This is a genomic window from Flavobacterium sp. NG2, assembly GCF_034119845.1.
In the GTDB taxonomy this organism is placed as follows: Bacteria; Bacteroidota; Bacteroidia; order Flavobacteriales; family Flavobacteriaceae; genus Flavobacterium.
Map to the genome: position 1 here is coordinate 1439989 of NZ_CP139420.1, position 13432 is coordinate 1453420.

At 33.9% G+C, this 13432-nt stretch carries 11 protein-coding genes and 1 tRNA gene; all 12 read left to right on the top strand.

The annotated features are described in order from the left end of the window. Positions 1-55: 55 nt before the first annotated feature. The 12 genes from mraY (at position 56) to SLW70_RS06215 (ending at position 13256) form a co-directional block, all read left to right on the top strand. Positions 56-1285 (top strand): phospho-N-acetylmuramoyl-pentapeptide-transferase, encoded by a 1230-nt coding sequence (gene mraY, locus SLW70_RS06160; protein ID WP_320891186.1) that lies wholly within the window; start codon positions 56-58, stop codon positions 1283-1285. Position 1286: 1 nt separating this feature from the next. After that, positions 1287-2618 carry a UDP-N-acetylmuramoyl-L-alanine--D-glutamate ligase gene (gene murD, locus SLW70_RS06165; RefSeq protein ID WP_320891187.1) on the top strand — a complete coding sequence of 444 codons (1332 nt, stop codon included), beginning with the start codon at positions 1287-1289 and terminating at the stop codon, positions 2616-2618. Positions 2619-2689: 71 nt separating this feature from the next. Further along, a complete protein-coding gene (locus tag SLW70_RS06170) occupies positions 2690-3982 on the top strand; it encodes an FtsW/RodA/SpoVE family cell cycle protein (protein ID WP_320891189.1) in 1293 nt (430 codons plus the stop codon). A 20-nt stretch (positions 3983-4002) separates the two neighbouring features. Continuing rightward, the gene (murG, locus tag SLW70_RS06175; RefSeq protein WP_320891190.1) at positions 4003-5091 is read left to right on the top strand and encodes an undecaprenyldiphospho-muramoylpentapeptide beta-N-acetylglucosaminyltransferase; all 1089 of its coding nucleotides are present in this window, start codon (positions 4003-4005) and stop codon (positions 5089-5091) included. A 53-nt stretch (positions 5092-5144) separates the two neighbouring features. Beyond that, a complete protein-coding gene (gene murC / locus SLW70_RS06180) occupies positions 5145-6497 on the top strand; it encodes a UDP-N-acetylmuramate--L-alanine ligase (protein ID WP_320891192.1) in 1353 nt (450 codons plus the stop codon). Beyond that, positions 6481-7206, top strand: a complete 726-nt coding sequence (locus tag SLW70_RS06185; RefSeq protein WP_320891194.1) for a cell division protein FtsQ — start codon at positions 6481-6483, stop codon at positions 7204-7206. Before murC ends, SLW70_RS06185 begins: the two co-directional genes overlap by 17 nt. A 6-nt stretch (positions 7207-7212) precedes the next feature. Next, on the top strand, positions 7213-8607 hold the full coding sequence (gene ftsA / locus SLW70_RS06190) for a cell division protein FtsA (protein WP_320891195.1): 1395 nt from the start codon (positions 7213-7215) through the stop codon (positions 8605-8607). Positions 8608-8665: 58 nt separating this feature from the next. After that, positions 8666-10639, top strand: coding sequence for a cell division protein FtsZ (ftsZ, locus tag SLW70_RS06195; protein WP_320891196.1), 1974 nt, complete (start codon positions 8666-8668; stop codon positions 10637-10639). Between the two features lie 308 nt (positions 10640-10947). Beyond that, on the top strand, positions 10948-11397 hold the full coding sequence (locus tag SLW70_RS06200; protein ID WP_320891197.1) for a GatB/YqeY domain-containing protein: 450 nt from the start codon (positions 10948-10950) through the stop codon (positions 11395-11397). An 85-nt stretch (positions 11398-11482) separates the two neighbouring features. Next, a tRNA-Arg gene (locus SLW70_RS06205) sits at positions 11483-11559 on the top strand. Between the two features lie 350 nt (positions 11560-11909). Beyond that, a complete protein-coding gene (locus SLW70_RS06210; RefSeq protein ID WP_320891198.1) occupies positions 11910-12344 on the top strand; it encodes a CBS domain-containing protein in 435 nt (144 codons plus the stop codon). A gap of 186 nt (positions 12345-12530) precedes the next feature. After that, positions 12531-13256: a zinc-dependent peptidase gene (locus SLW70_RS06215; protein ID WP_320891200.1), complete on the top strand. Its 726-nt coding sequence runs from the start codon at positions 12531-12533 to the stop codon at positions 13254-13256. Positions 13257-13432: the final 176 nt, after the last annotated feature.

The window sequence follows — 13432 nt, forward strand, 5'->3', positions numbered from 1 at the left end:
TTAAAAATATAGGAATTTCTAACTAATTGGATTTTGAAATTTAAAAAGAAAATATATGTTATACTATTTATTTGAATATTTAAACAAAACACTAGACGTTTCTGGAACGGGAGTATTTCAATACATCACATTCAGGTCTGGTTTGGCTTTTATAGTCTCTCTTTTACTGTCTACTATTTATGGTAAACGAGTGATTCTTTTTCTACAAAAACAACAAGTAGGCGAAACAGTTCGTGAGCTTGGATTGGCGGGGCAAAATGAAAAAGCTGGAACACCTACCATGGGGGGATTGATTATTATTTTTGCAACCTTGATTCCAGTGCTCTTGTTTGCCAAATTGCATAACATTTATATTGTAATATTGATTGTCACAACATTGTGGATGGGAACTATTGGCTTTATAGATGATTATATCAAGATATTCAAAAAAGATAAAGAAGGGTTAAAAGGTATTTTTAAGGTTTTTGGACAAGTTGGTTTAGGATTGATTGTGGGTTATGTGTTATACTTCAGTCCAGATGTTGTGGTGCGAACAGATACCAGCAAAAGAGATGTTTTTAAAGTACCAACTGAAAATATAATATATCCTGCTCCAGTAGAAGAAAAATCTACGGCAACCACCATTCCGTTCTTTAAAAACAACGAATTTGACTATGCTGAAATTTTAGCTTGGACAGGTGAAGGCTATGAAAAATGGGCTTGGTTAGTATTTATACCAGTAGTTATTTTTATTATTACTGCTGTTTCTAATGGTGCAAATCTAACGGATGGTATTGACGGACTAGCCGCAGGGACATCAGCTATTTCGGTACTTGCACTGGGTATTTTCACCTTCCTTTCGGGTAATATCATTTTTTCGAATTATCTCAATATTATGTACATCCCAAATTCGGGAGAGATGACAGTGTTCATTTCGGCATTTGTTGGGGCATTGATTGGGTTTCTTTGGTATAATTCCTATCCCGCTTCGGTATTTATGGGGGATACAGGAAGTTTAACCATTGGAGGAATCATTGCGGTCTTGGCTATAGCCGTAAGAAAAGAGATGTTGATTCCTTTATTATGTGGGATTTTCTTAGTCGAAAACTTATCGGTGGTATTGCAGGTGAGTTATTTTAAATATACCAAAAAACGTTTTGGCGAAGGCCAAAGAATATTCTTGATGTCACCTTTACATCATCATTATCAAAAGAAGGGGTATCATGAAAGTAAGATAGTTACCCGATTTTGGATTGTTGCTATTTTGCTCGCCATTTTATCTATTGTGACACTAAAATTGAGATAAGATGAGACTAGTGGTATTAGGAGGAGGAGAAAGCGGTGTAGGTACTGCTATCCTAGGAAAGAAAAAAGGATATGATGTTTTTGTATCTGATTTTGGAAAGATAAAAGATAAATACAAACAAGTTCTTATAGATAATGAAATAGGCTGGGAAGAAGAACAGCATACCGAGGATTTGGTTCTCAATGCCGATGTTGTGATGAAAAGCCCAGGAATTCCAGACAAAGCTTCGATTATCAAAAAGTTGGTAGCTAAAGGTGTTTCAGTTATTTCTGAAATTGAGTTTTCAGCACAATTTACCAATGCTGTTACCATTGGGATAACAGGAAGTAACGGAAAAACAACCACAACCATGTTGACCTATCACTTGCTAAAATCAGCTGGATTGAATGTGGGTTTAGGAGGGAATATTGGAAAAAGTTTTGCTTGGCAAGTGGCTGATGAAAATTATGATTCTTATGTTCTAGAGTTAAGTAGTTTTCAACTTGATGGGATAGTTAATTACAAGCCACATATTGCGATAATAACAAATATAAGTCCGGATCATTTGGATCGATACGATTATAAATATGAAAATTATATTGAAGCTAAGTTTCGGATTACGATGAATCAAACGGAAGATGATTATTTGATTTACGATGCCGATGATGAGGCAATAACAAACTGGTTAAAGACTAATAAAACAAAAGCAAAACTAATTCCTTTTTCGTTGACGCAAACATTCAGTGAAGGAGCCTTTATACAAAATAACATTATGGAAGTAACAATCAACCAAGACGAATTTAAAATGGAAACAGAAACTATTGCTTTAGAAGGAAAGCATAATATGAAAAATGCAATGGCAGCAACTTCTGTAGCTAAATTGATGCAAATTAGAAAAGCAACAATTCGTGAGAGTTTATCTAATTTTCAAGGGGTAGAACACCGTTTGGAAAAAGTGTTGAAAATTCAAAATGTACAATATATTAATGACTCTAAAGCAACAAATGTAAATGCTACTTTTTTTGCTTTAGATAGTATGAATACACCAACAGTTTGGATTGTTGGAGGTGTTGATAAAGGGAATGATTATAACGAATTGATGTCGTTAGTTCGTGAAAAAGTAAAAGCAATTGTTTGTCTTGGTGTTGATAATAGAAAAATTATAGATGCTTTTGGAAATGTTGTTGATGTGATGGTCGAAGTGCACAATATGCGCGAGGCGGTTATCATGGCGCAACGATTAACAGAAAAAGGGGATTCAGTTTTGCTATCGCCTGCTTGTGCTAGTTTTGATTTATTCGAAAATTACGAAGATAGAGGGAATCAATTCAAGCAAGCCGTTCAGAATTTATAATAAAATCAAGGTTTAGGAATTAGGATTTTAATGTAAATTCTAATTCTTAAATACCAAATCCTAAATAACAAATGAAAAACTTAGTAAACAATTTAAAGGGAGATAAAGGAATTTGGTCCTTTGTGGCTTTATTGGCTTTGTTTTCGTTTATGCCTGTTTTTAGTGCTAGTAGTAATTTGGCTTACCTAGGTCATGGTACTGGGAATACTTTGGGATACTTGATTAAACATTTTTTTCATGTATGTATTGGTTTTGGAATTATTTATGGTGTTCATAAAATTCCTTACCATTATTTTAGGGGAATGTCAAGAATTGGCTTGCCTATTGTATGGCTGTTATTATTGTATACCTTAGTCAAAGGGACAGTTATTGCAGGAGCAAATGCAAGTCGATGGATACAAATTCCGTTTGTTGGGATTACCTTTCAGACCTCTACAGTGGCAGCCCTTGTATTGTTTATATATGTAGCGCGCTACTTGTCAAAAACCAGAGAAGAACCAATTGATTTTGTTAGTTCGTTGAAGGAGTTGTGGGTTCCAGTGTTTATTACATTGATGTTTATACTTCCTGCCAATTTCTCAACAACAGCATTGATTTTTTCAATGGTTGTCATGTTGGTTTTTGTGGGGAAATATCCTTTGAAGTATTTGATGTATGTCATCGGTTCAGGTGTTGTTTTCTTATTGTTTTTTGTGCTTTTAGCAAAAGCTTTTCCAGATTCTAGATTCTTTAGTCGTGTGAATACATGGGAAAGTCGAATAGAAAATTTTACCACAGATAAACCAGATGAAGATGATTATCAAATAGAAAAAGCGAAAATCGCAATTGCTTCGGGTAAAATTTACGGCTTAGGACCTGGAAAAAGTGTGCAGAAAAATTTCTTACCACAATCATCCTCCGATTTTATTTATGCGATTATTGTCGAAGAATATGGACTTGTGGGAGGTTTTGGAGTTTTAATTTTGTATTTGTTATTGCTTTTTCGATTTGTTGTAGCTTCTCATAAAGCGAATACCTTATTTGGAAAATTAGTGGTGATAGGACTTGGTTTTCCAATGATTTTTCAAGCAATGATTAATATGGCGGTAGCTGTCGAATTATTGCCGGTAACGGGGCAAACCTTGCCGTTGATTAGTAGTGGAGGAAGCTCCATATGGATGACTTGTTTTTCGTTGGGGATTATTATTAATGTTACCAAGAAAGAAGAAGAAATTGAAGAAGAACAAAAAGAAGCGGCTAAACGTGAAGAAGCTTTGCAAAAATTAATAGATGCACAACTCTTGGCTGATGAAGAATCAGTTGTAGGTGATTATTCAATTGAAGATAAATCTTCAAATCCGATGGATGCTGTAGCAAATAAATAATTAATTAAATTTTCGATACAATGAAACCTTATAAATTCATTTTAAGTGGTGGTGGAACTGGAGGGCATATTTATCCTGCCATTGCTATTGCCAATGAATTAAAAGCCCGTTTCCCTGACGCAGAATTCCTTTTTGTAGGTGCTCAGGATAAGATGGAGATGCAAAAAGTCCCGCAAGCAGGTTATGCTATAAAAGGGTTGTGGATTGCAGGTTTACAGAGAAAATTAACCTTGCAAAATGCTTTGTTTCCAATTAAGGTGGTAGATAGTCTATGGAAATCTAGGAAGATTATAAAACAATTTAAGCCTGATGTAGTAATAGGTACTGGTGGTTTTGCTAGTGGTCCGTTATTGCAGGCAGCTAATATGTTGGGGATTCCAACAGTGATTCAGGAGCAAAATTCATTTCCTGGTATTACAAATAAATTATTGAGTAAAAAAGCTCATGCTATTTGTGTGGCTTATGAAAATTTAGAAAGTTTTTTTCCAAAAGAAAAAATGATCCTTACTGGAAATCCAGTGCGTCAAGATTTAATTGATATTGCTAGTAAACGTGAAGAGGCCTTTTTCCATTTTAATCTAGACCCTAATAAAAAAACATTATTGGTTCTTGGTGGGAGTTTAGGAGCTCGTAGAGTTAATCAATTGATAGAGAAGGAACTTGATAATTTCGGTGCTCTTAATGTACAAGTCCTATGGCAATGTGGTAAACTTTATTATGAGGATTACAAAAAGTACAATTCAAAGAATGTACAAGTTGTTTCGTTTATTGAAAGAATGGACTTGGTTTATGCCGCTGCAGATGTGATTATTTCGAGAGCGGGAGCTTCCTCGGTTTCAGAGTTGTGTATTGTGGGGAAACCAGTGATTTTTATCCCTTCTCCAAATGTTGCCGAAGATCATCAAACAAAAAATGCTAGAGCAATAGTTGATAAAAAAGGAGCTTTGTTATTGAAAGAACATGAACTTGATGAATTGTTTCGAGTGGTTTTTGAAGCTTTATTAAAAGACGAGGGTAAACAAGCTCAGTTAAGTGAGAATATAAAAGAATTAGCGCTGCCTGAAGCAACGAAACAGATTGCGGATGTCATAGTGAAATTAATAAAGTAGTAATACTTAAAACTTTGTTTCTTAGCCGCTTTGTGGCATAATAATATAAAAAAATGAATTTAAATCAAATACAAAACGTCTTTTTCATTGGTGTCGGAGGTATCGGAATGAGTGCTTTGGCTCGTTATTTTAAAAATATCGGTAAGAACGTATCTGGATATGATAAAACACCAACTTTGCTAACTTCTGAGTTGATTGAAAATGGGATTTCAATACATTTTGAAGATAGAATTGATTTGATTCCTGAGGACTATTTTGTCGAAAACACATTGGTTATCATAACGCCGGCTGTTCCAAAAGCGCATTCACAATGGAATTACTTTTTGGAGCGCAATTATCATGTTAGAAAAAGAGCTGAAGTTTTAGGGATAATTACTAAAGATACTTTTTGTTTTGCTGTTGCAGGAACCCATGGTAAAACGACAACTTCAAGTATTTTAGGTCATATTTTATATGAAACAGGGGCTGATGTTACCGCTTTTATTGGAGGTATTGTCGAAAATTACAATTCTAACTTAATTGGTAGTGGAAAAACGGTAACTGTTGTAGAAGCTGATGAATTTGATCGTTCGTTCTTGCACTTGCATCCTAATATCGCATGTGTGACTTCCATGGATGCGGATCATTTAGATATTTATGGCACAAGTGATGAAATTGAAAAATCATTTGTGGAGTTTGCTGATAAAATTGAAGACACAAAAAATCTAATTGTTACTAATGAATTGCCGTTAAAAGGAATTACAGTAGCTGTTAATGAAGAAGCCGTATATTCTGCTTTTAATGTAAGAATCGAAAATAGTAGTTACGTATTTGATATAAAAACACCTAAAGGGATTCTGAAAGATTTTCGTTTTAGATTACCTGGGAAACATAATTTAATGAATGCTTTAATGGCCGTTGCAATGGCTGATATTTACGGCACCCCAACCGACAAAATTGCAATGGCCTTAGCTTCATTTAAAGGGATTCGTAGACGCTTTTCGTACCAAATTCAATCCGAAAAGTTAGTTTATATTGATGATTATGCACATCATCCAACGGAGATAAATGCAGTGCACCAAGCGGTTAGGGAATTATATCCAGGAAAAAAAGTGTTGGCGGTATTTCAACCTCACTTATTTAGTAGAACAAATGATTTTGCAGATGATTTTGCAAAAAGTTTGTCAGCCTTTGATGAAATTCTTTTAATGGATATTTATCCAGCTCGTGAATTGCCAATGGAAGGTGTAACCTCAACTTGGTTGATGAGTAAAATGACTTCAGAGAATAAAAAATTGATTTCAAAAGAAGCATTAATACCGGCTATTTTGTCTTCTGATGCGCCAATAATTGTAACAATTGGTGCTGGTGATATTGGAGAATTAGTAGGAACCATAAAATCGGCATTAAATGAAAAAACTAATTAATTGGACAAATATTAGATTGCTTCTTATTGTAGGAATTTTATTTTCGTTATTTTCCTTTACTTCAAACCGAAATAAAAGCCGAAAATTAAAAAAATCTGTAGTTGTTTTTGTAGGAGATAATCCTCTTTTTTTAAAAAGAGAAACGGTTAATAAATTGTTAATAGAAAATAATAGGAATGCTTCAAGCATTGAAAAAGATAAATTAGATTTGAATAAGCTAGAGAATGCACTAGATTCAAATGAAATGATTGAGAAATCAGATGTGTTTGTAAGTGTTGATGGTATTCTTAAAGCAGTGGTAAAGCAGAAGACTCCAATAGCAAGAGTTTTTGATGGTGATAGTTCTTTTTATATTGGGTATGAGGGGAGTAAAATGCCATTATCCGATAACTTTACAGCTAGAGTTCCACTTGTTTCGGGCAGGATTAATGAAAAAAACAGAGAGAAAATAGCTGATTTATTACGCATTATTTATGACGATGATTTTTTGAAAAAAAATATCATTTCGATTGAAATTATGCCGAACGGAAGCTTAAAAATGCTCAATAGAGATTTTAATTATCAAATAAATTTTGGTAGTGTTATAAATGTTGAAGGGAAATTCAAAAATTATAAAGCTTTTTTTCAAAAAGCAATTTTGGATAGTTCCTTGTACAATTATAAGAAAATTGATCTCAGGTTTACACAACAAGTAGTTTGCACTAAATAATAGATAATGGAAAAAGAGAACATTGCAGTGGGTCTAGATATTGGGACGACCAAAATTGTTGCCATGATTGGTAAAAAAAACGAGTATGGGAAACTCGAAATTTTAGGTGTCGGGAAATCTAAAAGTTTAGGTGTGGCTAGGGGAGTTGTAAATAATATTACACAAACCATTCAATCCATACAACAGGCAGTACAAGAAGCTGAAAATAATTCGGGATATAAAATTAAAGATGTAGTTGTAGGTATTGCGGGTCAACATATACGTAGTATTCAACATACTGATTACATCAGCAGAAATAATCCAGAAGAAGTAATTGGAGGAGCAGATATTCAATTGTTGATTGATCAAGTGAATAAATTGGCCATGTTGCCAGGGGAAGAAATTATTCACGTATTGCCACAAGAATTTAAAATTGATGGGCAATCTGAAATTAAAGAGCCGATAGGAATGTACGGTGGAAGACTAGAATCTAGTTTTCATGTCGTTGTAGGGCAAGCATCGTCAATACGCAATGTAGGACGTTGTATTCAGAGTTCAGGGATCGAGTTATCTGGATTGACATTAGAGCCATTAGCATCGTCTGATGCTGTTTTGAGTCAAGAAGAAAAAGAAGCGGGTGTAGCGTTAATTGACATTGGTGGTGGAACAACAGATTTAGCTATTTTCAAAGACGGAATCATTCGTCATACTGCGGTTATTCCTTTTGGAGGAAATGTAATTTCAGATGATATTAAAGAAGGATGTTCGATTATTGAAAAACAAGCGGAGTTATTGAAAGTAAAATTTGGTTCAGCTTGGCCAGGAGAAAATAAAGACAATGAGATTGTTTCTATACCAGGGTTAAGAGGAAGAGAACCAAAAGAAATTTCGTTGAAAAACTTATCAAAAATCATCCATGCAAGAGTGGTTGAGATAATTGAGCAAGTTTTTACAGAAATAAAAGCATACGGTCATGAAGATCCTCGCAAGAAATTAATTGCAGGTATTGTACTTACTGGTGGAGGAGCACAGCTTAAACACATCAAGCAATTAGTTGAATATATCACGGGGATGGATACTAGAATTGGATATCCTAACGAGCATTTAGCTGGTGATTCTGATGAAGAGTTTTCAAGTCCATTATATGCTACAGCTGTTGGCTTGGTAATGAATAGTATCGAAAACAATTCTCAGAGTGCTGTACGCGTGGAAGAGTTAGTGCAACCAAAAGCAGGTTTTTATCGTGAACCAGTACGGCAAATGGCAGATCAGTACGAGCGTGCACCACAAGTGGAGGAGCAAGAAGAAGAGCGAGAAGTGGTCTATACTAAAAAAGAAGAATCTACAGGAGATAAAATCAAAAGGTCATTTTTTGATCGTTATGTAGATAAGATTAAAGATTTTTTAGATAACGCAGAATAGGGGTTTTACCCAAAAGGAAGAATAACAATATTAGTATTAATATCAAAAACCAAATAAAATGATGAGCAACTCAGAATTTGGAAGTATTTCATTTGATTTACCAAAAAATCAATCAAATGTAATCAAAGTTATAGGTGTAGGTGGAGGAGGTAGCAATGCTATCAATCACATGTTTCAACAAGGAATTAAAGGAGTGGATTTTATTGTATGTAATACTGATTCTCAGGCATTACAAAACAGTGCTGTTCCTAATAAAATTCAGTTAGGGGTAAATCTTACTGAAGGTCTTGGAGCAGGTGCAAATCCAGATGTAGGACAGCAATCAGCTATTGAGAGTATTGCCGATATCGAAAAGATGTTGGATCGAAATACTAAGATGGTTTTTATTACTGCAGGAATGGGGGGTGGAACTGGTACAGGTGCAGCTCCAGTTATTGCTCAGTTAGCAAAAGAAAGAGAAATTCTTACCGTTGGTATTGTAACACTTCCGTTTTTATTTGAAGGGAAAGTGCGTCAAGAACAAGCAAAAATAGGTATCGAAAAATTACGTAAACAAGTAGACTCTTTAATTGTTATCAATAATAATAAATTAAGAGAAGTTTATGGAAATCTTGGTTTCAAAGCTGGATTTTCAAAAGCCGATGAAGTATTGGCAACAGCCTCTAGAGGTATAGCCGAAGTAATTACACATCACTATACTCAAAATATCGATTTACGTGATGCTAAAACCGTTTTGTCTAATAGTGGAACTGCTATCATGGGATCGGCTAAAGCTGAAGGTGAAAACAGAGCTAAAGAAGCAATTATTTCTGCTTTAGATTCTCCATTACTAAATGATAATAAAATCACAGGTGCCAAAAACGTATTGTTGCTCATCGTTTCTGGCTCAAATGAAATCACTTTAGATGAAATTGGAGAAATCAATGACCATATTCAAAATGAAGCTGGTCACAATGCTAATATTATTATGGGTGTTGGTGAGGATGAATCTCTTGGTGATGCTATTGCAGTTACTATTATTGCAACAGGTTTTGATATTGAACAACAAAACGGAATCGTAAATACGGAGCCAAAAAAAATAATTCACGCATTAGAGGATGAACAAAGTAATGTTTATAATCTATCTCAAAAAACAGTTCAGTCTTTTGATGTAAATGCTGAATTGCCAATTGCACAGAAAGAGGAAGAAAAAAGAATCGTTTTCGAATTAACTGAAGACGAACTTACTCCTGAACCAGTATTTACACCTGAGCCAGTTGCTGTTGCTCCAGTAGTTGCTCCAGTGGCTGAGAACGATGATTTAGTAGTGATGTCAGAATTCATTAAGAATTTAGATGTGACTTTCGAAATCGTTTCTCCAATGAAGGATGTTGATTTTACTTTTACAGCTCCTAAGGTAGAAGAAGTAAAACAAGTAGAGCAACCAAAAGCTGTTGAAAGACAAGAGCAAACGGCTTTTACTTTTGATTTGCCTATCGATAAGCCAAAAGCGGTAGTGAAAGAAGAAGAAAATACAATCTTCGAATTGACTAACGAAACTCGTGAAATCAAAGTAAACCAACCAGTTCAATTTGTTCCAGTAACTGAACTGTCTGAAAACGGTATCATCAAATATTCGTTAGAAGAATATATGGAAGCTGAGAATGATTTAATGTCTTCTAAGCCAGTTGCTAAAGTGGTAGAGGAAGTGGTTCCAGAAGAGTTAAATATCACTATGAAAAAAGTGGAATTCTCTCAAAAAGAAGAAGTTAATTTTGAGGAAATTTCCCCAATGGAAATGACTATCGAAGAAACTTTGAGAATGAGAGCTGACGAAAGAAGAAAGAAATTAAAAGAATTCAACTACAAGTTTCACAACAATGTATCTAAGGTAGATGAATACGAAAAAGAGCCAGCATATAAGCGTTTAGGAATTGATATTTCAAATCAGCAAACCAATAATGCTAACTCAAGAATATCAGTAGGAATGGATAGTAACAACGATTTGCAATTGCGTTCTAACAATTCTTATTTACACGACAACGTAGATTAATAATCTGCTTATCGCAAAGAGCTAACCCGAAAATTGAATTTAATTTTCGGGTTATTTTTTTTATCTTCGCACCACTATTTTAGGGAAAAGATTTTTTTGTGCCTTAATCCAGCTGTTCGTTACAAGATTTTGTCGCCAAATGGTTTTTTCTAAGGATTTAAAAGAGCTTCCTCTGGTCGCTTTTTAAATCCAAGAAAAAAATCCATTGGCTCTCAAAATGCTTTTCACTTCCATCTGGGGCAGACAGATAGTTCACAACAATAATTCAACAATCGAATAACGATTCATCAAATAAATAAAAAAAGAATATGAGTTTATCAGCAAATATCATGGACGAAATTAAAGCAGCCATGAGAGCCAAAGATACTGTTGCTTTAGAAGCTTTAAGAGCAATTAAATCAGAATTGTTATTGGCACAAACAGCTTCTGGTTCAAAAGAAGAATTGTCAGAAGATGAGGAAATTAAATTGCTACAACGTTTGGTGAAAACAAGAAAAGAAAGTGCTCGCATTTATACGGAGCAAAATCGTCCTGACTTAGCTGAACCAGAATTAGCCCAAGTTGCAGTAATCGAGAAATTTTTACCAGCACAATTAAGCGAAGCAGAAATCGAAGAAATCATTGCTAAAATCATTGCTGATACTGGAGCTTCAGGAATCGCTTCAATGGGAAAAGTAATGGGAATTGCATCTGCTCAATTAGGTGGAACAGCTGAAGGAAAAACGATCTCTTCGATTGTAAAAAAATTATTAGTATAAAAGTGTAAATTCCAAAAATAGAAATTCCAAATTCCAATGATATACTTGGAATTTGGAATTTTTAAAATTTGGAATTTTATATTTTGGCTGCGTAGTTCAACTGGATAGAATATCAGATTTCGGCTCTGAGGGTTGGGGGTTCGAACCCCTCCGCAGTCACCAAAAGGATAGAGAGACATAATTGTTTTTCTATCCTTTTTTTTTATCCCAAAATGGCAGTAGGATTTTATTATTCAATTCACAAAACCTGTTTGCCAACAGATAGGTTAGGCAGTTTTCTACAGATTTTATATAGTAAAACAATTAAATAATCTGTGTCAACCCGTTTCATCTGTGTTTTCCTTGCTCCAATGCGTAATCTAAGTTTATTGAATATTATTTTTTAAGTCACAAACCTTTGGGTGTTTTATGATTCCTTATCTCATTTTTTTATTCTGTTTTTTGTTTGTAAATTTACGTGTAACTAATTGTTAGTTAAGTAATTATTATTTTAATAGCAATACCTAGAACTTATGAAACAAAAGGTGCCAGTTTCAGTAATCATGACCAAGAATATTGTAAAGTTAAATCTGACCGATGATTTAAGTAAGGCTGAAGTCTTGTTTAAGAATAATAAAATAAGGCATATACCAGTGGTGAATCATTGTGAAATAGTTGGAATCCTTAGCCTTACTGATTTGATGAGGGTGTCATGTCCAGAATCTATTGACGATGCTGAAAATGAAGGGGTTGAGTCCCTTGTTTATAATATGTTTACAATTGCTCAAGTTATGAGTAAAGAGGTGGTTACAGTCAAGCCTTATACTACAATTAAAGAGGTAGCCACACTATTGGCAGAGAAAGAGTTTCATGCCTTGCCCGTATGTGACGGCTCAAACCTCGTAGGGATTGTCACAACAACAGATTTGATTAAATATTTGTTAAGTCAATACGACGCAGAAGATTAATAGTTTTTTTATATCTTGGTAAAAGTTTAAAGGGGTTGTCAATTAGAGTGATTTGAAACTTTCTTTATGTAATCTGCTGTGCTAGTGGCTATGTCTTTAAGTAAGTTTCTACAATGTTTTATTTTACTAGTATTTTTGGCTCCATTTGTTGTGGTGCTTTTTTTTAGAGTTCTAGAGCCATTGTTTATGTTTGTCTTTAAAAGACCACTCTATCTATATTGGTATCCGTTTCCTAAAAAAGTGTCTTCAAAACAAAGGCATATTTTAGAAAATAATTTCCCATTTTATAATAAATTATCGTCGGCTAAGAAAAAGTTTTTTCAACATCGATTAAAAGAATTTTTAACCAAATATGAATTTATTGGTAAAGAAATTCAAATCACTGATGAAATGGAAATTCTAATTGGTGCTACTTATATAATGCTGACTTTCGGAATGAGGGATTATTTAATCGGTTTGTTTTCTCGTATCATCATTTATCCATCTGCCTATTATTCCTCTGTAAATAAAGTTTATCATAAAGGAGAATTTAATCCGAGAATGAAAGCAATAGTGTTTTCTTGGGAAGATTTTTTATTGGGACATAATGTAACTAATGATAATGTTAATCTTGGATTGCATGAATTTGCACATGCTTTGCATTTTTATTGTTTAAAAAGCAATCAAACAAGCGCACTTATTTTTCAGGATGAATTTGTCGAGGTAATGAAGTATTTTAATGAAGAAGAAAAACTGTTGGCATTAATTCAAAAAGGCTACTTCCGATTGTATGCTTATAGTAATCCATTTGAATTTTTAGCAGTCATATTAGAGCATTTTTTTGAAACGCCTCAAATGTTTAAAAAACAACATCCTGAACTTTTTACTTCAGTTTCTAGAATGATTAATATTGATGAGAAATATTTTGGGTAAGCATACTATTACTTTTGTAAGGGGTTGATATAGGCTGGTTTTGCTTTTAATTCGACATATTATTTTTTTTAAAATGATTATGTATTTATGCTAAATAAAACTATATTTGTATATCTTCTTCAATCGAAAACATATGGATTTACAAGTGTTTCCTCTCTTGTTTGTGAACTGCTAAG

Coding starts and splice junctions, on each gene's coding strand:
- mraY (WP_320891186.1), top strand. CDS start 56: ATGTTATACTATTTATTTGAATATTTAAACAAAACACTAGACGTTTCT.
- murD (WP_320891187.1), top strand. CDS start 1,287: ATGAGACTAGTGGTATTAGGAGGAGGAGAAAGCGGTGTAGGTACTGCT.
- SLW70_RS06210 (WP_320891198.1), top strand. CDS start 11,910: ATGAAACAAAAGGTGCCAGTTTCAGTAATCATGACCAAGAATATTGTA.
- murG (WP_320891190.1), top strand. CDS start 4,003: ATGAAACCTTATAAATTCATTTTAAGTGGTGGTGGAACTGGAGGGCAT.
- murC (WP_320891192.1), top strand. CDS start 5,145: ATGAATTTAAATCAAATACAAAACGTCTTTTTCATTGGTGTCGGAGGT.
- SLW70_RS06215 (WP_320891200.1), top strand. CDS start 12,531: ATGTTTGTCTTTAAAAGACCACTCTATCTATATTGGTATCCGTTTCCT.
- ftsZ (WP_320891196.1), top strand. CDS start 8,666: ATGATGAGCAACTCAGAATTTGGAAGTATTTCATTTGATTTACCAAAA.
- SLW70_RS06200 (WP_320891197.1), top strand. CDS start 10,948: ATGAGTTTATCAGCAAATATCATGGACGAAATTAAAGCAGCCATGAGA.
- ftsA (WP_320891195.1), top strand. CDS start 7,213: ATGGAAAAAGAGAACATTGCAGTGGGTCTAGATATTGGGACGACCAAA.
- SLW70_RS06185 (WP_320891194.1), top strand. CDS start 6,481: ATGAAAAAACTAATTAATTGGACAAATATTAGATTGCTTCTTATTGTA.
- SLW70_RS06170 (WP_320891189.1), top strand. CDS start 2,690: ATGAAAAACTTAGTAAACAATTTAAAGGGAGATAAAGGAATTTGGTCC.